The sequence below is a fragment of the Algoriphagus sp. genome, assembly GCF_024305035.1.
Taxonomy (GTDB): Bacteria; Bacteroidota; Bacteroidia; order Cytophagales; family Cyclobacteriaceae; genus Algoriphagus.
Genome location: NZ_JAMWZB010000030.1, coordinates 37,463 through 58,407, shown reverse-complemented (window position 1 = coordinate 58,407; position 20,945 = coordinate 37,463). Strand labels below are relative to the sequence as shown.

The 20,945-nt window shown below is 41.9% G+C and carries 16 protein-coding genes; 7 read left to right on the top strand and 9 right to left on the bottom strand.

What is annotated here, in order from left to right:
• From Q0L00_RS16045 to Q0L00_RS16020, 6 genes are all read right to left on the bottom strand, one after another.
• Window positions 1–4,171 (bottom strand): PKD domain-containing protein (locus tag Q0L00_RS16045; RefSeq protein WP_297337902.1); only part of this gene is annotated, 4,171 nt, incomplete at its 3' end.
• Between the two features lie 33 nt (window positions 4,172–4,204).
• Complete coding sequence (locus Q0L00_RS16040; protein WP_297337901.1) at window positions 4,205–5,359, bottom strand: hypothetical protein; 1,155 nt, start codon at window positions 5,357–5,359, stop codon at window positions 4,205–4,207.
• Window positions 5,359–5,901 (bottom strand): tail fiber protein, encoded by a 543-nt coding sequence (locus Q0L00_RS16035; protein WP_297337900.1) that lies wholly within the window; start codon window positions 5,899–5,901, stop codon window positions 5,359–5,361. Before Q0L00_RS16035 ends, Q0L00_RS16040 begins: the two co-directional genes overlap by 1 nt.
• Before the next feature lie 4 nt (window positions 5,902–5,905).
• Window positions 5,906–6,472, bottom strand: a complete 567-nt coding sequence (locus tag Q0L00_RS16030; RefSeq protein ID WP_297337899.1) for a tail fiber protein — start codon at window positions 6,470–6,472, stop codon at window positions 5,906–5,908.
• 10 nt (window positions 6,473–6,482) lie between these two features.
• On the bottom strand, window positions 6,483–7,016 hold the full coding sequence (locus Q0L00_RS16025) for a tail fiber protein (protein ID WP_297337898.1): 534 nt from the start codon (window positions 7,014–7,016) through the stop codon (window positions 6,483–6,485).
• Complete coding sequence (locus Q0L00_RS16020) at window positions 7,017–7,925, bottom strand: hypothetical protein (RefSeq protein WP_297337897.1); 909 nt, start codon at window positions 7,923–7,925, stop codon at window positions 7,017–7,019. It abuts the gene before it with no gap.
• A gap of 841 nt (window positions 7,926–8,766) precedes the next feature.
• Between Q0L00_RS16020 and Q0L00_RS16015 the strand changes: the two genes are divergently transcribed.
• On the top strand, window positions 8,767–11,742 hold the full coding sequence (locus tag Q0L00_RS16015) for a CHAT domain-containing protein (protein ID WP_297337896.1): 2,976 nt from the start codon (window positions 8,767–8,769) through the stop codon (window positions 11,740–11,742).
• On the opposite strand, the gene Q0L00_RS16010 is transcribed toward Q0L00_RS16015, so the two are convergent.
• Together Q0L00_RS16010 and Q0L00_RS16005 are read right to left on the bottom strand one after the other, a co-directional pair.
• Complete coding sequence (locus Q0L00_RS16010) at window positions 11,734–12,444, bottom strand: tetratricopeptide repeat protein (RefSeq protein ID WP_297337895.1); 711 nt, start codon at window positions 12,442–12,444, stop codon at window positions 11,734–11,736. The genes Q0L00_RS16015 and Q0L00_RS16010 overlap by 9 nt on opposite strands.
• Window positions 12,437–12,982, bottom strand: a complete 546-nt coding sequence (locus Q0L00_RS16005) for a sigma-70 family RNA polymerase sigma factor (protein WP_297337894.1) — start codon at window positions 12,980–12,982, stop codon at window positions 12,437–12,439. The genes Q0L00_RS16010 and Q0L00_RS16005 overlap by 8 nt, the downstream gene beginning before the upstream one ends.
• A gap of 207 nt (window positions 12,983–13,189) precedes the next feature.
• Between Q0L00_RS16005 and Q0L00_RS16000 the strand changes: the two genes are divergently transcribed.
• From Q0L00_RS16000 to Q0L00_RS15975, 6 genes are all read left to right on the top strand, one after another.
• Window positions 13,190–13,690 (top strand): hypothetical protein, encoded by a 501-nt coding sequence (locus Q0L00_RS16000; RefSeq protein ID WP_297337893.1) that lies wholly within the window; start codon window positions 13,190–13,192, stop codon window positions 13,688–13,690.
• Window positions 13,691–13,764: 74 nt separating this feature from the next.
• A complete protein-coding gene (locus Q0L00_RS15995) occupies window positions 13,765–15,009 on the top strand; it encodes a hypothetical protein (RefSeq protein ID WP_297337892.1) in 1,245 nt (414 codons plus the stop codon).
• Window positions 15,010–15,080: 71 nt separating this feature from the next.
• Entirely contained in the window at window positions 15,081–15,512 is a 432-nt protein-coding gene (locus tag Q0L00_RS15990) for a lipocalin family protein (protein ID WP_297337891.1), read from the top strand.
• An 85-nt stretch (window positions 15,513–15,597) separates the two neighbouring features.
• Window positions 15,598–16,116 carry a hypothetical protein gene (locus tag Q0L00_RS15985; protein WP_297337890.1) on the top strand — a complete coding sequence of 173 codons (519 nt, stop codon included), beginning with the start codon at window positions 15,598–15,600 and terminating at the stop codon, window positions 16,114–16,116.
• 356 nt (window positions 16,117–16,472) lie between these two features.
• Window positions 16,473–16,787: a hypothetical protein gene (locus Q0L00_RS15980; protein ID WP_297337889.1), complete on the top strand. Its 315-nt coding sequence runs from the start codon at window positions 16,473–16,475 to the stop codon at window positions 16,785–16,787.
• A 79-nt stretch (window positions 16,788–16,866) separates the two neighbouring features.
• Window positions 16,867–18,276 (top strand): sigma-54 dependent transcriptional regulator, encoded by a 1,410-nt coding sequence (locus Q0L00_RS15975; RefSeq protein WP_297337888.1) that lies wholly within the window; start codon window positions 16,867–16,869, stop codon window positions 18,274–18,276.
• On the opposite strand, the gene Q0L00_RS15970 is transcribed toward Q0L00_RS15975, so the two are convergent.
• On the bottom strand, window positions 18,273–20,801 hold the full coding sequence (locus Q0L00_RS15970) for an ATP-binding protein (protein ID WP_297337887.1): 2,529 nt from the start codon (window positions 20,799–20,801) through the stop codon (window positions 18,273–18,275). The genes Q0L00_RS15975 and Q0L00_RS15970 overlap by 4 nt on opposite strands.
• Window positions 20,802–20,945: the final 144 nt, after the last annotated feature.

The following is a 20,945-nucleotide window of genomic DNA, read 5'->3' as shown; positions in this document are numbered from 1 at the left end:
CTTCTCCATAGACCTTACCCTGATTTAGACTAGCAACTACACTTAACGTTCTTTCCGTAATCTCAAAGTTTGCCCCGGTATAGTCAATCGTGTAGTTATCTCCTGCGCTGAGGCTTCCCAGATTGATCGCATAAATGCCTACACCTTCTCCGGATGTTCTGCTTAGGGATCCGGTCAAAATGCTTTCATCGTCCCCATTTTCAAAGCCTGAGACCCCATACGTAAAGGCTGGGTCGACATCCCCGTAGATTTTGTTCTGATCAGCATCAGCGGTAACGATCAGTGTTTTTTTGGATGTAGTAAACATCACTTCATCTCCATAGGTTGTGACACCATTTTGATTGGTATTATACGCTTTTACATAATAAAGCGTATTTAACTGCAAACCTGTGACAAGGTCGGAGTATGCATTACCCGTCAAAGTCATGACAACTTTTGAATCTGAAATATCCGGATTAGGAGTGGTGGAATAAACAATTCCTGTTTCTTGGACGCAATCCAACCCATTCAATAATTCCCCACCAAGCACAGCACTTGAATAACTTATAGAAGATGGATTTGAAGTAGTGAGCGCTGCTGGTATTGGTTCGGTAATTTCAATGGACTCGGTAATAGTACAGCCATTGGCATCGGTAATCTTCACTGAATAGGTTCCGGCAGAAAGTCCATTCACCATAGCAGAAGATGGTCCATGATCCCATTCATAGGTAAAAGGTGCCACACCTTCACTTGGGACAACATTAATCGAGCCGTCAGATCCCCCGTTACAAGTTACATGAGTGGGTATAAGCTCCGCTTTAAGCAGTTTAACTTCAATCAGATTAGTCTTAGTTAGGGTTCTACTACAGCCATCTAAATCGGAAGCTGTTAATTTAACCGTATAAGTACCTGCATTGGTATACTCATGTGTTGGGTTTGGTAGGGTCGAGGTTGCTCCATCTCCAAATTCCCATAAATAACTAATTATTGGAGAAGCTAAGCTGGTGTTATTTGTAAATGATACGGAAAGTGGTCCACATCCTTCGGTAACATCCTGGGTGAAGTCCACATCTGGGCCAATAACCGTTATTAGGTTAGTCTTGGTGATTGATTCCGTGCAGCCTCCACCACCGGTAGTTAAGGTCACAGAATATACTCCCGGTTTTTCATACCTATGCGTTGGGTTTTGTTCATCCGAAGTGTTTCCATCTCCAAAATCCCAATTCCAACTTTCTGCTCCTGTAGATAAATCCTCAAAATCTACTTCCAGCGGGCCGCAACCAAAACTTCCAACCGAATTAAAATCAGCGCTCAACTCATAGTTGGATATCACTTTTTCGATGGTGGTTGAACATCCCAATTCCGTGTCTGTTACGGTGAGTTTGACCGTAAACTCTCCAAAACTGGTGTAAGAATGAATTGGGTTTTGGGCAGTACTGGAAGATCCATCTCCGAAGTCCCATTCCCATTGATCGGGAGACGTAGATTGGTCGGTAAAAAATACGGTAAGTGGACTTGAGCAACCATTCGAAGGACTAAAATCGAAATCAGCCTGCGCATTACATTGGTTTTGATCGATGGTAATGGCTAAACCGTCAGAAGGTAAACTCGTATTCCCTGCTTCATCTGTTGCCGTAGCGGTAATGGAATACGTTCCGTCTGCAAGTAAAGGAGAAGTAAAACTCCAGTTTCCCGAACCATCTGTGGTGGTAGTTCCTAAAGAAACCTCATCTCTAAATAACTCCACGGTAGCATTTGCCTCAGCAGTACCGGTGAATGTTGGGGTTTTGTCTGCAGTACTATTATCCGTATTACTTACACCCGTATCGCTAGCTTCCGTCATATCCGGAACAGAAGGACTTACTGGCGGCGTAAGATCCAAAATCGCAGTGGCTTCAACAGCATCTCCTTGATTTCCTGCCTCATCTACCAGATAAAGCGAAGCAGTTAATTCCCCCTCATCCAAAGGACTAAAATCAAGAGGAATCGTTACCGAGCTTCCTGTAATAGATACCGGTCCTCGTTCAATGGTCTGAGTATTTCCATCACCGGAGCTAGTGATTACCAATTGATAAGTTGAGTTTGCTTCAGCATTTTCTATACTTACCGACCCGGTAGAATTCGATAAATTATAATAGGGCTCATCAAATCTAATCGAATACCCACTTGGAGCAGTAGCATCTTTCTGGACTGTTCGGGACACCGCAGTTCCGACATTTCCCAATGAATCAGTAAGAAAGGCTCTAATCGTGTATTCCCCATCCGCTATTGCACTAAAATTTATTTCAGAACCACTATCCCCCACATCCTGAGTAGTTCCTAGTACTAATTCCGAACCATCCAAAACATTGGAAAAAGGAGAACTTGCAAGAAGGAATTGGTAAGTAATGGTTGCCCCAAGTTCCAAATTAACCATCGGGAATTGATACGCACTTTGGTTGGTGGAATTAATATCGGGGATAGATGAACCAATCGAGTACCCATCAGGAGCAAGTGCATCTACCTTAATGCCTTGCAAGGAAACAACAGGTAAGGTCAAATCCAAATCCAAATTTACCTGATCAAAGATTAGTCCGCCGTTTAAACTTAACCCAATTAAATCGATCCCTTCCGTATCCAGCATATCCTTTTCAATCGTGTAGCTAAAGAGTAATGAAGCGGATTTATCACCGGAAACATACCTGGCTTCTTTGAATTCTTCTCCGATTTGTATCCTCAAGCCTGGAAATCCGGACCCTGTTTCTACCTGAACATTTTCACTCATGACCAAGGTGAACTCAAGCAGATCGCCGGTAGCATAATACCCGTTCTGAGGTATTTCAATTGAGTTAACGGTTGGAGGGGTAGTATCCACAATCTCTCCTACTGCCGCTGCTACAGAAGTTTCTGACAATTGATAATTGGTTTGATCTGCACCGGTTAGCGCAAGTCCAGTTACCGTAACCTCCAAATTGGTACCGACACCAGCCTGTTCAAAATTTCCGGCTACCGGAACAACCAACCCTACTTCATCCCCGGAAACAATATTTCCCTGCAAACTCAAATTTGCGCCGGTGACAGTCACATCCGTATTTCCGTCAAATTCTTTGGTAATCGTTCCAGTTAATTGCGGAGTAAGCGTAGTAGGCAAAAGGGCTAATTCTTTAACGGGAGATGTGGCTTCATTCCCGCAATCATCCACTGTCGTCACTCTAAAATAAACGGTTCCCAATGAAACGTCTAGGTTGGAAATATCAAGGGAAGAATTCTGGGTTCCCGAATAATTACCATTATCTGTCAGAGGGGAAAAATTAAATTGATCCGTTCCAAATTCCCATTGATAGGATGCAATGTTTCTGGTATCCACCAAGACTACTTCAAACGTGGCTGTTTCTCCATAAACCAGGTTTGAAGGGCCGCTAGGCTCATTCAAATAGGCAAAAGGGGATACAACAAAGGTTTTATTGACGGGTAATTGGAATCCAACCGGAGTATCACCCGGATTTGGAGAAGAATCTATCTGCCAAGAGGAAGGGAGATTTAGCAGGTTATTTATCGCAATAAAATCTCCTGACAGGGGATCATCCGTAAGAACGGCACTGGCAATCCGAGTAGAAGAACTGGTTGTTAATGCTGTGTGCTGTATTCCCAACTGGTCAATAGCGGTAGGCAACGAGGAATTTGAAGAGGTGAATTCATCGGCATCCAGTTGATTCCAACCAGATTGAATACTCATCCCTGCAACTAAATCCGGATTTTCTACCGTCCCTGTAAAGGCAAATAATTGATCACCAATAATGCCCAAATCCATGTAAACCCCCGAAATTTGAGTCTGGCGAACTCCAGTAACGGTACCTAAAGTAGCTGAAAGTCCATATTTGGCAAAAATGGTTACCTCTTGACCGTATTCAATACCTCCAGCAGGCACGGTCCATTTGATGACCCCATCACTCAGGGCTCGGTCGGCAAGCTGAAAACCTCCTGAGAAAAGCCAACCCAAATCCGTAAAGTAAACCTCAAACCCTGGAGAAAGGTCCTGCATGATGATAAATGAAAAGGCATCATCTTGCTGACTCCCACCATTGCCATCATCATTCAGATTTACACCTGTGAATGACAAAGCTCCGGGCTTTAAGATACATTGGGCCTTGGCTTGGGTAGCCCCAATTATGATCAGGCAAAGAACTAAAAATGGGGTAAATATTTTTTTCATAACTGCAGTATGAGGTGGATTGCAAGGAAAGCGTTAAGAACAGAGGTAAGTATTGACCCAGCCGGGATAGAGCGGAGCAGGTGTTTTTTGAAGCGTTTGTTTCCAGGCCGAAAGGGCAGTTTCAATTTCAATTTCGGTTACTTGAATCGAATCCGAGGAAACCTCCACCCAATAGAGTTCCGAAAGGAAGCTCCTGCTGGGTGAATCAAAATGAAGGATTCCTCTAACTCCTTGAATCGGATGAGAAAGAAAGGATTGATCCAATGATTCTGGAGAAAATGAACTGCTGGAATTGCTTAACTCCAATTCAAGCATCCGTTCAATAAACAGACTGACTTCCCAACCCAAAGCCGTGTAAGGGGAGTGAAAGCGAGATAGGTCCGCAATAAAATTCTCCGTAAATTTTTTATCTTTTGTATGGTCTTTACCCACTACCCACGTTGAGCAGCCCGAAAAAAGACCAGAAAACTCCTCCTCTTTTTCCTTTTTTATCATCAATTCCTGAATGAAAGTAGGTGAAGCCAAAAGTGTTGACTCGATATTTTCGGTTTTGATCTTTTCTAAAAAAAATCCCGAACTAGGTGCCGACAGTATACTCAATATTACCTGAGGCTTTTTTCCAGAATTAAAAAAAGGCTTGATCGATTCAATGGAAAACTCCTCCTCTTTGGTCGAACTGATATTGATTGCCCCTATTTTTTCTTCTAGACTCCCGAAAGACTTACCAAAAGCATCAAACATATCGTAGCCTCCGTTGTAAAAATCAGTTTGAAGACTGATTTGACTGGTTTGATGTTGCTTTTTTACCTGAATTCCGAGAAAGGACATGGCAAAAAGCTCCCCCAAATTCAAATACCATACCTTGGAATGAACCTTTGGATTCGGAAACCGGGCACCGGATCCTACCAAAATCAAAGGGATATCTAGCTTTTCGGAAAGGGTCACCAATTTCTCTGCCTTAGGATAATCAGCAAAAGCAACCAGCAGGATCACATCATGATTTAAAACCAACTGTTCAGCCTCCTTGTATAAGACCTCTTCATCCTTTCCATAGCCAATATTGGCAGAAATAAGTGTGATCGAATCTCTGAAATACTGCTTCAGCCCCTTTTTTAATCCAAAAAAGAAATCGTACCCCATTTGGGGATGGGTAGTAGAACCCGGTAAAAGAACACCAACTTTTTTCATTAGGTAGGGGAAGGAAATATTCCAAATAAACTAATAATGAAATTGACCGCTAAATAGGGTTGTTGATTCTCATGGGGCTGTGAACCTCCTGTCTGCCCAAATGCAGTATTGGGATCATACCCTTGCGGATCTTGAAGGAAGACTCCTTCTCGTTTTACGCTACTGTAAATATTCTCTCCTGGAGTGATGGCCGGGTAATTTCCCTGAGGAACACTTTGGTTTCCTGCATTTGCCCCATAGGCCTGTAAGCTTGGCCCAAGAACAACATGGGTATGGGCAGGAATCTGATTTGTGGTCAAGGTGACTTGTGCTGCTCCACCCATCTCTCCAATAACAAATCCATTCCCCATATGAATAGGAATACGGCCACGTAGATCCGGAAGGGCAAAGGTAGACTGGCCATCTCCTCCGTAGGTAGTTCCAATCAATTGAAAAAGGGTTTCGTATTCAGAAATAGATACTAAACTCCCGTCGCAGAAAAGCCAACCGGCTGGCGCAAAATTCCCTGCAAATAAACTAATCTGTCCTACAAATGGTGTCATGATTTTATGTTCTAGGTGGGAAAACGCCTTGCATCGCAATTGCGTAGTAACAGGTTAAATAAGGCTGCATATTATTATGAGCTTGGCCTCCTCCACTACTGTCTGTCTCTGCCTCAAAATCAACAGACCCCATTTGACCGGTGCCGGCATCGGCATATAAGAGTGGCTCATTCCCATTGACTTGAGCTCCTTCGGCAAAGGTGGCCGGATAACCTGACTTTGGACTGTCTTGATCTGGAGGACCTCCCGCTGGGATCTTTAGAGTTGCAGAATGCGAGTGAAGTGGGATTTCATTTACAGTGAGCGTTACGGAAGCCAAACCACCCCTTTCTCCCAAATCATGGAGAGGCAAACCGGGACCTTGTCCTTGCTGCATGGGAACCCGACCCTGAAGATCCGGAAGGGCAAAGGTTGACTTCCCATCTCCTCCATAGGTCGTCCCAAGAAGAGAAAATAAAGCCGTATTTTGGGATATAGGTAGCAGTTGCCCATCGCACCAGCTGAATCCTCTAGGAGCGAAGTTAAAAGGAAACATGACGATTTCCCCGACGAAAGAATCTATACCAGACATAATCAATTATTTAAGTAGGTGAAGGGAAAATTCCCTGTAAAGCAATAATGTAATTCAAAGTCAAGTAAGGCATCATATTCGTATGTGCAAGACTTGCTCCCATAGTTCCCGTTTGCAAGGCACCATCAACCGGAGCCATTCCCTCATCTCGTCTTGGAGAAAAGCGGGATTCAAAATCAGGATGGGAGGCCAGAATACGATTTTCAGGATCTAAGGAAATCCCCAAACCCGCCGAAGGAGCGGAATAAGTTGCCGAAGGATTTTTGGGATGGGTATGGGGAGGCAATGCAGCTAGGGACAAAGTATGTTCTTGTTCACCTCCTCGTTCTCCTAAAGTAAAATTCCCCCCTACATGAATCAAACATCTTCCCCTCAAGTCAGGCAGAGCAAAATTGACCCTGCCATCTCCACCAAAGGTAGTTCCCAACAGGGAAAATAAAGCTTGATTTTGGTTAATCGGTAATAACTGCCCATTACAGAGTGCAAATCCCCGGGGCGCAAAATTGAAAGAAACTAGTAGGATTTCAGAAAGAAAGGGTTCCATTTATACTAAGTTTTGAGCTGAAAATTGATGCAAGAAAGCCATTTTCTGTGGATTGGAGGCCTTTCCCGGAATGCAAGAATGGTTGGAAAGCTGGCAAATTTCATAGGCCGAATTAAATTGATATTGGAAATTTCCGACAAAACGTCCCAAATCAGCTGGTCTTGACACCCAAATTTCTTTGCCCTTTTTTGAATGAACCACCCGTGTTCCCAGGGGCATGAAAAACTCATCGTCAACCAAAAAATGATCTATTTGGTGGGAATGACCGAAATAATTCTTCGCTTCTGAAAAACTCATTCCTGATGGATTACCTAAAGCCACAACTAAATCACATTGATAGAACAACTTTAATTCCAGTGCCTTGCTAGTTAAACTTCCCAGAGAAGCACCTGAAACCGGAAGCACTCCCACCCGGTACTTACCACTGGTAATAATGGCTCGTGTAAAGTAGGTTTCTCCTAAAATCAACCCATTGCCTTCCAAATTATTACCAAGGATTTTTACCTTACTTTCCTGAATGAGTTTTTGAAGTTCATTTGATGGAAATTCCATTTCCTGCTTCCCTAAAGTTGCCAGGGTCAATCCGGACGAGACTAGATTTCTGAGAAAAGCCAAATTACGCTCAAATCCAACATCCTTTGTTAAAAAATTACCCGAATCCAGATAAATGGAAGCTGCTGATTTTTCGACCCTTAACTCCTGAATCGAACGTAAGCCCCCAATGGAATCCAAGGGCTCAATCTGCCCTTTAAGTCCCGCAGAATGAAGTACTTGAATTTGGTTAGTTGAATTTGGAACCTTTACTTTTAGTAAAGATTTCCCAGCCCCTAATCCGATTGGCGCCAAAGCCAAAAGTGATGTTGCAATTGAACCGGATTTGAGAAATTCCCTTCGGTTATTTTTTTTCATGGTTAATGTAAATCGGGGTCATGCTTAGTGGTAGGTTGAATTTAGCATCACACCGGTCAGATAGAACAACCTACCCATTTTTTTTAATAATCGGTAAATAAATTACTTAAATGGATTATAAACTAAACGCTACCACTATCAAATACCAAAATAACGAGATCTAAAATAATATTACAATACGTGGAAACACGTATATTAATTATAATTTATTTTACCAACACAAAATCAATCTTCAAACCGTTGAAAATGAATTACATAACAAGCTAAATTTTAAAATATAATTTATTTCCAACATTCAAGTAATTATTCTATATGCCACATTACCAGTATATTATAGTATAATATATCCCATATTGACTAAAGGCAAGTAGCTCCTAGAAATTGAATTTAATTTTTCGTAAGGAATCGGGGATACACCAAACTCGGACGATCCTAAAACTTCCTATCAAAACAGGGAAATCCCTTCAAATTAGAAACCCTCTTTATACAAGTAACCCTTACCAGAGATCCCGGTTCTGCAAATCAGTGAAGTTTACTCAATTTAAACTTCTGAATGCTATAAAAATCCGCTAATTTCGGTTCTGCTAAGAAATCAGGCCGGCTGCAGGATTATTCCCTAGGACCAGTCCCCCTTTAATATAAGGATGGAAAAGGAGCTTATTTCAGATACTTTTTCGAATTAGTTTATAGGGACCGAAAAAAGATCAAGAAAACATCCCCTTCACTTTAGCCTACAAATCAATCACTTATAAACAGGGAAGGGGAACTATACTCCGGGAAATAAACTAATTTTTCAATAAATTAGTAAATTTGAATTTACCTGATTCATATTTTAAGCTCCATGAAGATATTATCACTCATTTTTGCACTCCTCATTTCGGCAAAAATAAGCGCTCAGCAAAACGAGATTTTGCCGATAATCCAAGAAGCCGATAGTCTTTACCTGACTAAATCGTTTGATTTAGCCGCTAGAAAATGGAAAGAAGTCCTCCAGTTAGTCCCTTTAAATGATTCCAATACAAGTCTTTATAAAAGCAAACTGAATTTTTGCCAGGGAAAACTTCTAGACCAAGAAGGAAGCTATTCTCAAGCTGTACTATCCTACCAAAAAGCCCTTGCTCTAATTGAAGCTAAAGGCATGTCAATTGAAAGCAGCTATAAAATTGATATTTACAATGCCCTGTACCATTCCCTGGCCTACTCAGGTGATTGGGAGCAGGCATTGTCCATCGGAAAAAAGGGGCTCCCATTTTTTGATGAAAGCATTGATCAACGAGTCCAAGCTGATTACATTTATGATTTAGGCTATATCAATGACCAGCTTGAAAAAAATGGAGAGGCCATTGAACTTTATCTTCAATCCATTTCAAGGTATAAGGAGATGGAGGAAAACATGCATTTTGACTTGGGCCTGGCTTATCATAATTTAGGAACAGTTTACCGTCGTGTGGAATTTTTTAGCGAGCGATTGAGAAGTTTGGAACAAGCTAAATTTCATTGGGAACAAGATTCTACAATCAATCCTAGCTACCTCTACACGCTCTACGGCAACTTGATGAAGCTCTACATTGAATATGGTGACAAAAAAAAAGCGGAAGACTCGTTTAAATCCATCACCAAACTTGCAGCTAAAAACCATCCGACTTCAATCCAGGCAAATGAACATAGACTAAAAATTATTTACTTCACATTTACCCATCAAAACGACAAAGCTCAACAGGAAATTCAGGATTTTGACCGTCTGTTTCAAAACCTCCCCCTGGATCAAAAACAAGTTTTCAGTGACCATTACCTGGCTGCACTGATCGAGATTGGAGACCATTTTATTAGCCAAGACCTGCTAAATCAAGCTGAACAATACCTCTCTGAGGCTTTGGTCCTTTCCCAAAGATTTAAGCAGCCCTATTTTCGTATGCTTACCTATACAAAATTAGCCAAAATTGCGGTCAACAAAGATGAAAATTCGGTCGCGATTTCCCATTTGCAAAAAGCCATGAGTTCCCGAAATGAAACTGAAATCGGCACGGTCAATGAAGTGAATATCCTAATCAAGTTGGCCACCCTTCAAGCAGAAGAGGGGCTCGTTCAACCTGCTAATCAATCCATAACTGAAGCACTTTCCTTAATAGGGGGTGAACCGCTTCTTGCCCCAAAAGCACTTACCCGAGACACTTTCGAGAAACAGCACAGCTCTTATTTCATCACAGCCCTTCGAGATGCTGCTGAATTTTATCAAATCCAATACCATCTTTCGAAAGACTTAACAAATCTGGAAAATGCCAACCATTTGTTCGAATTGAGTGCTCAAGTCTTTTCCTTGTATTATCAAAACGGAGAATATAACCCGCAGCTTAATCAGCTCAACAAAAGTATTACTGAAGGAATTTACCGTACCCACCGATGGTTGAATAAGCCTCTCTCTTCGGAATTGATTTCATTGATTGAAGAAAATAATTCCCAAGTTCTCCGCAATGAATTTGAACGAAAACATCTTCAATTTCTCAACGTGACAGAACAAACCCTAGCTCAACGAAACCTTTTAGAACTCAAATTAAATACGCTGGAGGATCAAGACTCCTCTTCCATCCAATTGCTCCAAGACTCTCTTGGGCAAATCGACCAAAAAATTGCTGAAGAAGCGCCCCTATATTTCTCATTTTATCAACAAAAAATAGGTTTGCAACAAATTCAGGATCAGCTCGATTCGGATCAACTGATCCTAAAATATTTTATAGGTTTAGACCAAAGCTACGCCCTTAGTATTTCTAACTCATCCATCGGGCTAGTTGAACTAGGCCAAACTGACTCCATTCGAAAAAACCTCGAAGCCTACTACCGATTAGTCCAAAATCCAAAGAAAAACCCAAATAGCAACTCCCCTGCACTATCGGCACAATTAATCAGCCCTTTCTCCGAGGAACTCAAAAAGTATAAATCTGTGACTATCATTCCGGATGACTTCCTTCATTACCTTCCTTTTGAGGTGTTGCAAACCGATCAAAACCTGTTCATCCAGTCCCATACCATTCAATATGCCAATTCGCTCGCGTTGTGGTTACTCATTAAAAACAGTAAGCCCAAAACGGATTCTGACAAAAAGCTATTGGCGGCATATGCTCCTCGCTACCCAACTACGGATCAAACCAAGACTAGCCCAAGAGCCAATCGTTTTCAAGATATCGCAGGAGCTACTGCCGAAGCAACTTCCATAGGAAAGTCAATCCAAGGAGACCTGTACCTTGACCAAGAAGCCAGCATTGCCAATTTTGTCGAATTGACGACATCTTATCAGATTTACCATTTGGCCATGCATGCGGTGTTGGATGAACAGGATCCCGAGCAGTCTGGCTTGGTATTCCAAAACAATGAATACCTTGATTTTTCCTCGCTGTATAGTCTTTCGTTCCCGGCAGAACTTGTGGTTTTGAGTGCTTGCAATACAGGAATCGGAAAATTGGCAGCCGGAGAAGGATTACTGAGTCTCTCAAGAGCCCTGACTTACTCTGGGGTAAGATCCAGTGTGTATAGCCTTTGGGAAGTACCCGATCAGGAGACTTCAGAAATCATGATCGATTTCTACAATCATCTGCAACGTGGAAAAGACAAGGCGACTGCTTTGGCCGATGCAAAAAAAGATTTTTTACAAAAAAACCCTCTAAAATCCCATCCTTATTACTGGGCAGGATTTGTGATTAATGGAGACACCTCACCAATTCAATCCCAGGCTTTGCCATTTCATTGGTATCTGATCATTCTATTGATTTTAATTACCGGGTTTGCAATTATTCAGTTTAAAAAAAGGGGGCTATCAATCTAATTCTTCAAGAAGTTGTGTTGCCCTTTCTTTTAAGGGATGATCACTTTGGGCGACCTGCTCCAAATAAAGCCGGCTTGAAGCAGTATCCTTAATTTTTAGATAGGCCAAACCCAAATACCAATGGACCACTTCTGTGAAATCACTTTTACTTTCCTTCCAAGAGTAATTCTGAAAAACCTCAATTGCCTGTTCAGCATCTCCGTTAGCCAAAAGACTCATGCCGTAGTAAAAATTCAAACTAGCTGAACGATTGGATTCCAGGTGCTTTTGAAAGGCTTTTGCTGCCTGTTCAAAATCCCCCGCATTGTAATAAAGAAACGCTTGACTCGCTGAATTCTGGGCGCCATCCTCACTTCGATTGCTGAGATTTATTACATCGGGATAGGGTTCAAAATAGGCGGAATATAAGTCCTGTTCACCCATTCGATTTTGATAAAACAGGAATGACAAAACCAAAAGACCAATCAATACGGCGGCATACGTAATCCACCGGGTTTTACTCGAACGATCCTGATCCAGTTTTCGAAATCGCTCTTTTAGCGGCTGATGATTTTTGGTTGCGATGGTCTGGCTAATTTCTACCTCGGCAAAGAACTCCCTGCTAAAATCTTCATCAGAATTCAGCAGTTTTTGCAGGTCTTGGAATTCGTCCTGAGTCAATTGCCCGCTAAAATATTTTTCCACTAACCCCTCTTTATTCATGATCTTTTTTGACAAATTCTTTAAGCTGCTTCAGACACCGTGACTTTTGGCTTTTCAACACATCCTTAGAGGTGTAATTTAAGGCATGCAGAATTTCATCTAATCCCATCCCTTCATAATAGAACAGGTTTAAAATTTCCCGACATTTCGCACCCAGACGCTGAAAGGCTTTTTCCAAATCCTGCTGCCGCTCCTCTTGAATGTCCACTTCAAAAAGCCTCAATTCCTCAGAAATATATATCAACTTTTCTTCAGCCTCAAATCGCTTGGCTTTGTCCAGGTGTTTGTAGATTTTAAACTTCCCAATGGCAAACAGGTACGTTTTAAGCGTACTGGTCAATTGAGTCAGCTTATTTTGATGCACATTATCATAAAAACTGAGCATCGTCTCCTGGTACAAATCCAGAGAATCCTCAGCTGATAGGCCAAATTTCCCGGCAAACAAGCAAAACTCTCCTTTATAAGTAAGATAAACCTCATCCAACGCCTTCAAGTCTCCCCGCTTTAGTTTATCCACTAAATACTGGTCTTTAATCATTAATCTCTTTTTGGCAAAAAGTAAACATCCACAAAACTAAACGATTTTTTATTTTTTGAATCATCACCATTTAAGCCACGGATTAGTGTATGGATACAACAATTTATTAGTGAACTGGATTCCATTGGTATTTTTTTTCAATCCCCATGTTTACTTCTGCCTTTAGGAGGTATGAATAGGTAAATGTTCAACCAAAATTAAAAACTCATGAAGAAATTTACTTTTACACTCTTATTTGTAATGGGCTGCTTTTTCAGCCTTCAGGCTCAAGACCAAACCAGAGTGGGAGCACTTTTAGCCTATGGCTCAGAAATCGAAAGTCTAGGAATCGGCCTCAATGCTGAGTTTCCAGCCATGGAGAACCTGACCATCGCTCCGTCTATTATTTATTATTTACCTCAAAAAGAGTTTGGGATTTCAGTCAATTGGCTGGAAGTAAACGCCAATGCCAATTACTACTTCATTTCTGATGAAAAAATGAGTGTCTATGCTTTAGGCGGTATCAATTACAGCAGCATCTCGGCTTCAACCGATGGAGGATTGGGTATGGGCAGCTATAAAGCCTCTGAAGGACGTCTCGGCCTCAACCTCGGAGGAGGAATCAACATTGAAACCGGTGGCAATCTCATTCCTTTTGGCGAACTCAAATATGTCCTAATCCAAGGTGGACAACTGGTCATCGGTGCAGGGATCAAATATACCCTATAGCCTAATTCTATACACAACCAGTATCTGGTCCTGAAATCATTCAATCAAAAAATTCAAATCAATACCCCTTTAAGATGACAAACTATTTTAAACTCCCTCAATTCCTTTTCCTAATCTCCTGCTTTTCAGTAATTCTCTTTTCCTGTGACCGGGATGAGGATAGTGAACCCGTAGAAGAAGAACTGCCTCCGATTGCGCTGGACTGTAATTACTTCTCGGAAAATCGGATCCTGGAAAATGATCCTCGAAGGCCTATAGACTATGTAATCAGTTGCTATACCAACGTTCAAGGCAGTCTTCGCATTGAAGCGGGGGTAGTCATTGCCTTTGAGAACCATGCAGGAATGCGGGTGGACTTGGACAATCAATTATTTGAAGTCATCGGAACCGAAACAGAACCGGTCATTTTCACTGGAACCAGGGCTCAAAATGGATTTTGGAGAGGCATTTACTTTACTGAAGCACACAATGCCAACAATATCATCGAACATGCTGTCATTGAATATGCAGGTTCACAGCCTTTAAAAGAAACCTCCCCTATTTATGAAGGGGCGTTGGCTCTTCGCGGTGTTTCCGGCACCCCTCCTCAGGCATTGACCTTGACTAATGTCGAGATTCGCCAAAGTGGAAATCATGGACTTGATTTTAGCGGACTCGAAACCAATGCCTCGGTCTCTGTTTCCCAGGTTACCATTACAGAAAATAACGGTTTTCCAGTGAAGGTATCGGCCAATATGGCTCACATTTTTGATGCATCATCTTCTTTCGAAGGAAATGGGTCTGATTTTATCAACATCGTCGAGGACCATTATGAAATCAATTCTACGGTCACCTGGGCAGATTTAAATGTACCCTATTTGGTGGATAGTAGAATTCACATCAAAGATGGCGGAAACCTGACCCTAGAGGCTGGTAGTGAATTTTATTTTGAGCCAGAAGCCTATATCCAACCCTATGACGGTTCCACTGACGGAGGAGCAGATCTGAGTTTGAAGATATTGGGTACCTCCACAGAACAAGTCTTATTGGCCGCCGCCAACGGGACCAATTGGGGTGGGATTCAGTTTGGTTTTACCCAAGAAGACAACCAAATCTCTCATGCTATTATTGAGAATGCAAGAGGGGATTTCTTTGCCGGAAATCAAACCAACACCGGAGCCATCTACCTTCATGCCCGTCCAAGACTCAGTATCGACAATACCATTTTCAGAAATCTTCCCAACTGTGCATTCTATGGTACCGGTTCGGACTCATTCGATCATCTAACCACCTCAAATCTTGCATTTGATACGGTAGGCCAAGAATACTGCGAAAATTAAATTATCCTCCTGAGGATGTCCACAGGACATCCTCAGGACTCAAACTATTGATTTACCCTAAAAACCATAAAATGAAAACTAGAACTATCCTATCCGCATTTCTGATTTGTCTGGGTTTAGTGGCCTGGAGCTCTTTTTCTCTTGCCCAACGCATTTCTGAAGAATCCATTTTCGGAGTGTGGGAAGTGGAAGGCACCATCCTGGGAGATAATGGCGAAGGTTTTGTTTTGCCCCACAAACACTCCGCTCCGGACTGCGGAAAAGATCATACCCAATTCACGGAAGAATTCACCGCCAAAGACGTCAAATACAAAGAAGATTGTAGCCCGGTAGAAAATGAATTTTCCTGGAAACTGGAAGAAAATACCCTTACACTCACCAAAGGAGAACGATCCGTACAATGGCATATCCTCAGTATTGAAGATGGGCAAATGAAAGTAGGGATTCAGGTTCGACCTGATTCTGAAAACAGGATGTATGTAAGCTACAAGAAAAGAGAATAGTCTGAAGGAAATACCGCGAACTCCTTACTTTCCAACAGGGTCCAAATGATCCAACACTTAAATGATCACATCAAATCAAACTAGTATGAATAAGCTCATAACCCCCATTATTCTAGCAATTCTGATCACCTTTAGCTCCTGCAAGGATCAGGAAGACACCAATCCAATCTCCTCTGATCAGATATCCTTTGAGGTCAGCGGGGCTATTTCCGGTGAGAAAACCGGTTCATCTTATGTGGTGGTAGTCGAAGGAAGTAATTCTTATGTAATCTCAAGCAATGACGGGACCTCCTTTGATGATCAAACGTTTAGTCTCTCCTTCTATAAGAGTTTTGCAGACCAAGACCTCTCCAATCCAGCACCAGGCACCTATCCTATCGGAACTGTGGCTGATGTGCTCAATGTAGATGGTTTTTGGGTCGTATATACCGATACCCAATCTGGGAAAGAATATGGAGCACGAAATGTGGATGGTACGCTCACCATCACCAGCAGTTCCAATAACCAACTGGCAGGAACATTTGAGTTTTCAGCTGGTAGTTTTAATGAAGGTGACGGAAATATTCAAATAAGCCAGGGCACCTTTTCGGCATCTGTTGACTAAAGACCATTCATTCCTTACCCTCTAATTAAAGGGGGTAAGTTTTTTTATTTCTTAAACAGAATCCCACTGAACCCTTGATTTTTCCTTAAATTTCTTGAGGAAAAAATCAAGAAATAGGTTACCCTTTTTTGGTAAGGAAACCTTTAAAACCTGCTTAATTAAGAATTTTTAAGGCCATTTTGATGAATTTTTCCACAGCAACTCCCCACTGAAAAAGCCCGCAAACCTGCTCTAAGCCCAAATAGGGCCTTTGGCACAGCAATGGTAAACTAATCCATAACCGCAGACAAGCTGTGGTTTTGGGATCCGGACCCCTTTCACACTGAAATTTTACCATAACCTAAACCAACAAAACAATGAAAACGTCCATGTTAATTGCCGCAATGTTTGTATCAGGAATGGCCCTTGCCAATCCAGCTACTTCCTTGAATCCGAATACTATTTCCCTAGAACAGCAGGAAGGAAAAGTAAAAATCGAAGCCGATGATCTGCCTGACCCGGTCAAAACGACCATCAGCAATGATGAAACAATCAATCAACTTTCGATTCTTGAAGCTTGGAAATGGAACACCCCGGAAGGAAAAACGCTGTTTGAAGTCGTTTTTGATAACGGGACCGAGGAAAAATTCTCCAAAAAATATGATGAACAGGGGAATGAAATCAAAGAATAAGTAGCTTTTTCACTTTTTAAAAGCACCAGATACGAATCTGGTGCTTTTTTTGTTTTTACAATGACAATTAACCCGAAGTATGAAAAAGATTTTATTAGTCGAGGATGATCTTACTTTTTCGAGAATTGTCAAGACCTTTTTGGAGAAAAACGGATATGAGTTAAAAAGTACGACCAAGCTGAAAGAGGCTAAAAATCTATTGGCCTCGCAAAGGTTTGATTTACTAATAGCCGATTTTAGGCTGCCCGACGGAACTGGGATAGAATTGCTTCAGTGGTCCAAGAAAGAACATCCCGACACCCAGGTGATTTTGATCACCCATTATTCTGACATCAGAATTGCCATTAAAGCCATGAAATTGGGGGCATTCGAATACATTACCAAGCCGATTAATCCAGATGACCTTTTGGCCACGGTACAGGAATCCTTGGCTTTAAAATCCAAGGCAGCCACTGCCCCAGATCAGCCAACAGTTCAACCCCCTGCAAATTCCCAACCTCAAAATCCAACCCCAACCTATGTAGTGGGAAATTCTGATGAGGCCGAAGTACTTGAAAAACACCTCCAATTGGTGGCTCCAACGGATCTAAGCGTATTGGTTTTAGGAGAGACTGGTACTGGAAAGGAATTTATTTCACAGCGGATTCACGAGCTCTCCGAGCGAAAAAACGGTCCTTTTATTGCCATTGACTGCGGGGCATTGCCTCGTGAACTAGCCGGAAGTGAACTTTTCGGGCATGTCAAGGGTGCGTTCACCGGAGCCCTGGAAAATAAAACAGGACATTTTGAATCGGCTCGCGGCGGAACTATTTTTCTCGATGAGATAGGTAATTTGGGTTATGAAGTTCAAGTTCAGTTATTGAGAGCAATCCAAGAACGAACCATTCGAAAAATTGGTGGAAATAAAGAGATTGAAGTAGATGTGAGAATCATCGCTGCTACCAATGAAAATCTTCTTCAACAATCAGGTGAAGGACATTTTAGAGAAGATCTTTACCATCGACTCAATGAATTTTCCCTTCACGCCATCCCTTTGAGAAGACGAAAAGAAGACTTAAACTTATTTGCCGATCACTTTTTGACTCAAGCTAATCAGCGCTTGAATAAATCAGTAAAAGGGTTTAGTTCAGGGGTTTGGGAGGTTTTCCTAAGCTATCCATGGCCTGGTAACTTGCGAGAATTGAAAAACATCATCAAACGTGCAGTATTACTTACTACTGGAGAACTTGTTGAATTAGACGCGCTTCCGGTAGACTTGATTAATGCTGAAATTGCCGATCCCTCACCTTTGACAACCAATCAGTCATTGGAATCATCGCAGGATTTATCATCCCTTAAAAATTACAAAGATCATTGGCAGGAACAAGAAAAAGACCTCATTGAGAAAGTTCTTAAAGAGACCCAATTTAACAAATCCAAAACTGCGCGAATCCTCAAAATGGACCGAAAAACACTTTATGGGAAAATGGAAAAATACGGACTGAATTAAGAATCAGCTATCCCCTTCGAATCAATAAAACGTTGGAGTCCTACAAGCAATTCTTTTACTTTTTGATCCAAAAGTATCAATTGAGGGCCTGTTGCCTTGCTATTTCCGAGCTTGAGGCTGGTTTCAATTTTTCGTGCCAAGTCTCCTGATTCGGCTTTAAGCTGACCTAACCTACTGCCAAGCTGATGGCAAATTTCGAGAATCTGTTCATAACGATTCGAAAGGCGAGCTTTTCGTAGCTGCTCCATATTTTTTGCTGTCTCCTGCATTAAATCCTTGAGAATATCCCTCAATAATATTCCATCCCCCATACAAAAGCGATTCAGGTCCGCAAGATCAAAAAGCGCATCATTCCTTGGTTCTACATGCTCAGCAGGTAAGTAAACCCGGTTCACACCTTCTGGAAAAAATTTACTCAAAACGGCAATCAATCTTTTTTCTTGAAAAGGTTTGAATAGAATATCACTGAAGCCCCACTGCATCAATTTTTCTTTTTCTTCGACAAAAACATTTGCCGTCATGGCTATAATGGGTTGATCCTGATAGCGTGCGTGCGCTTGAAGCAGTTTGACTACATCAAATCCGGATACTTCAGACATTTGGATATCCAAGATTGCCAAATCAAAGGATTCCCCCTCAAACTCATCCCTAAAGGCAAGACCTCCTTCGTAAATGATAGTTTCAGCTCCAAAATAGTGCAGAATAAGAGCCAGGTATTGAAGGCCTATGGGGTCATCATCAACCAATAAGATTCTCTTTCCAGTCAAATTGAGCACGAGCTCATCCTGCTGTGTTAGCTGCGGGGATTCAGCAACCACCATTTCCATGGGGATTGTAATTTGCATGCGGGTACCTTTTCCTTCCTCACTTTGGGGAAGAATTCTTCCTCCCATCAGAAGGACCAGGCGGTGAACGATCGCAAGCCCTAAGCCGGTACCCCCATATTTTCTGGAGATGGAAGAATCTGCCTGATCAAATTCTTCAAAAACCTTGGACAAAACTTCTTGGCTCATCCCAATGCCACTGTCCTCCACCTCCACAAATAGGTGATGATCTCCCCAGTTTACCCGAACTTCAATCCATCCATTTGGGGTAAACTTGAACGCATTGCTCAATAGATTACTCAGGATTTGCTTAATCCGTAAGGGATCGCCTACCAGCCAATGGTGTTCAGGCAGATCAAATTTCCATCTGAAATCCAAAGCCTTCTCCTGAGCTTTGAGTTCAAAAAAATCCATCAAGGATCCAAAGAGCTCCTCTGGATCAAAAGGCTTCATTTCCAATTTCAATTTGCCTGCTTCCAATTTGGAGAAATCCAGGACCTCATCGACAATCTCCATCAGGGTTTCTGAGGCATAACCAATCATTCTTAAATGAGCCTTTTGCCCCTTGCCGAGTGGCGATTTCCCCAATACTGCACAATAGCCTTGAATGACATGCAATGGATTCCTGATTTCATGGCTCATATTGGCTAAAAACTCCTGTTTGGATTTGGCAAGTTGATCCGATTTCTGGCGGGCCAGTTCAAGATCATCCTGATATCGTCGGACCAATTTGATTTCCTTAAGAATGGAATAGACCATAAAACCACTTCCCAAAACTGCAAATACACCAAGGATGATCAAGAAAACAGTCACATCGAAAGCCAGTCCATACGCCTGTTGGTACTGGAATTTGGAATCCTCTAAAATTCGTTTTTGCAAAACTCCCAGTAGGTCTTGGATCCTGGCAATCAGCTCACCCTGCCGGATAGAAAGATCCTCTTCAAGTTGGGCTAAATTCCCACGCTGAAGGGACTCTTCACGATAAATCCGTTCGATGACTTCATGGATATTGACCAAAATGCTATCCAAACTTCCCGCGTGATTTGAAGGGGATAAACTATCTCGCTGTAAATACCCGATTAAACGTCTCATTTCGGGCTTTTTTGAAATCTGGGAAAAACTTCTCTCCAAATTGCGGGTATGGTTCAAGGAATCTGCTCGGCCATTGGGTGTACTCCAAAGGTCATTGTACAAACTATCCCGGAGATTGAGCTCCCGAAGGGGTTGGGTCTCCAAAACCTCCGCTCTTCGTCGGATTCCCAATTCAACTTTACGTAGTGCTTCTTGAGAAAAATTTCTATTGGCCAAATTGGACTTGACCTCATAAAGGTTTTCATAACCTGTAACTAAGGCTAGCAAATTAGAACGGATTCCTTGAATATCTTCACGTTCATGTCCGGTTGAGGCAAGTGATTCCAATTCATCCAAGCGGCTCTCCAAGTTGTTTAAGGTAGAATCTTGAACTCTAAAATCTTCCTTGGAGCCTGATCCTTCAGCTTGGGTTATTTGAATAATCTCTGCTTGTAGTTTATTGAGCGAGCTGAGTTTTTGATCAGGTTGGGAAAGCTGGTCCATTAAAGCCAACAGCCGGTTTAGGGTATAGTAGGTGAGTCCGGAAACGGCTAGCAGAAAAGTGGCTGCAAGAAAAAAGCTGAACACCACCTTGCGTTCGGTTTGTATTTTTGGAGAATTCAATTTCATAGGAGTATGCTCAAAATCTCCAATAATTATTCCAAGTCATTGGTATGGATCCTTCACCGAGGTTAAAAGTCAAAGGCTAAAAAAATCCACCTTCCTGGCCCATATCATTGATTGATCCCTGAATTAATAATTAATTAACTCAAG

Coding starts and splice junctions, on each gene's coding strand:
- Q0L00_RS16040 (WP_297337901.1), bottom strand. CDS start 5,359: ATGAAAAAAGTTGGTGTTCTTTTACCGGGTTCTACTACCCATCCCCAA.
- Q0L00_RS16035 (WP_297337900.1), bottom strand. CDS start 5,901: ATGACACCATTTGTAGGACAGATTAGTTTATTTGCAGGGAATTTTGCG.
- Q0L00_RS16030 (WP_297337899.1), bottom strand. CDS start 6,472: ATGTCTGGTATAGATTCTTTCGTCGGGGAAATCGTCATGTTTCCTTTT.
- Q0L00_RS16025 (WP_297337898.1), bottom strand. CDS start 7,016: ATGGAACCCTTTCTTTCTGAAATCCTACTAGTTTCTTTCAATTTTGCG.
- Q0L00_RS16020 (WP_297337897.1), bottom strand. CDS start 7,925: ATGAAAAAAAATAACCGAAGGGAATTTCTCAAATCCGGTTCAATTGCA.
- Q0L00_RS16015 (WP_297337896.1), top strand. CDS start 8,767: ATGAAGATATTATCACTCATTTTTGCACTCCTCATTTCGGCAAAAATA.
- Q0L00_RS16010 (WP_297337895.1), bottom strand. CDS start 12,444: ATGAATAAAGAGGGGTTAGTGGAAAAATATTTTAGCGGGCAATTGACT.
- Q0L00_RS16005 (WP_297337894.1), bottom strand. CDS start 12,982: ATGATTAAAGACCAGTATTTAGTGGATAAACTAAAGCGGGGAGACTTG.
- Q0L00_RS16000 (WP_297337893.1), top strand. CDS start 13,190: ATGAAGAAATTTACTTTTACACTCTTATTTGTAATGGGCTGCTTTTTC.
- Q0L00_RS15995 (WP_297337892.1), top strand. CDS start 13,765: ATGACAAACTATTTTAAACTCCCTCAATTCCTTTTCCTAATCTCCTGC.
- Q0L00_RS15990 (WP_297337891.1), top strand. CDS start 15,081: ATGAAAACTAGAACTATCCTATCCGCATTTCTGATTTGTCTGGGTTTA.
- Q0L00_RS15985 (WP_297337890.1), top strand. CDS start 15,598: ATGAATAAGCTCATAACCCCCATTATTCTAGCAATTCTGATCACCTTT.
- Q0L00_RS15980 (WP_297337889.1), top strand. CDS start 16,473: ATGAAAACGTCCATGTTAATTGCCGCAATGTTTGTATCAGGAATGGCC.
- Q0L00_RS15975 (WP_297337888.1), top strand. CDS start 16,867: ATGAAAAAGATTTTATTAGTCGAGGATGATCTTACTTTTTCGAGAATT.
- Q0L00_RS15970 (WP_297337887.1), bottom strand. CDS start 20,801: ATGAAATTGAATTCTCCAAAAATACAAACCGAACGCAAGGTGGTGTTC.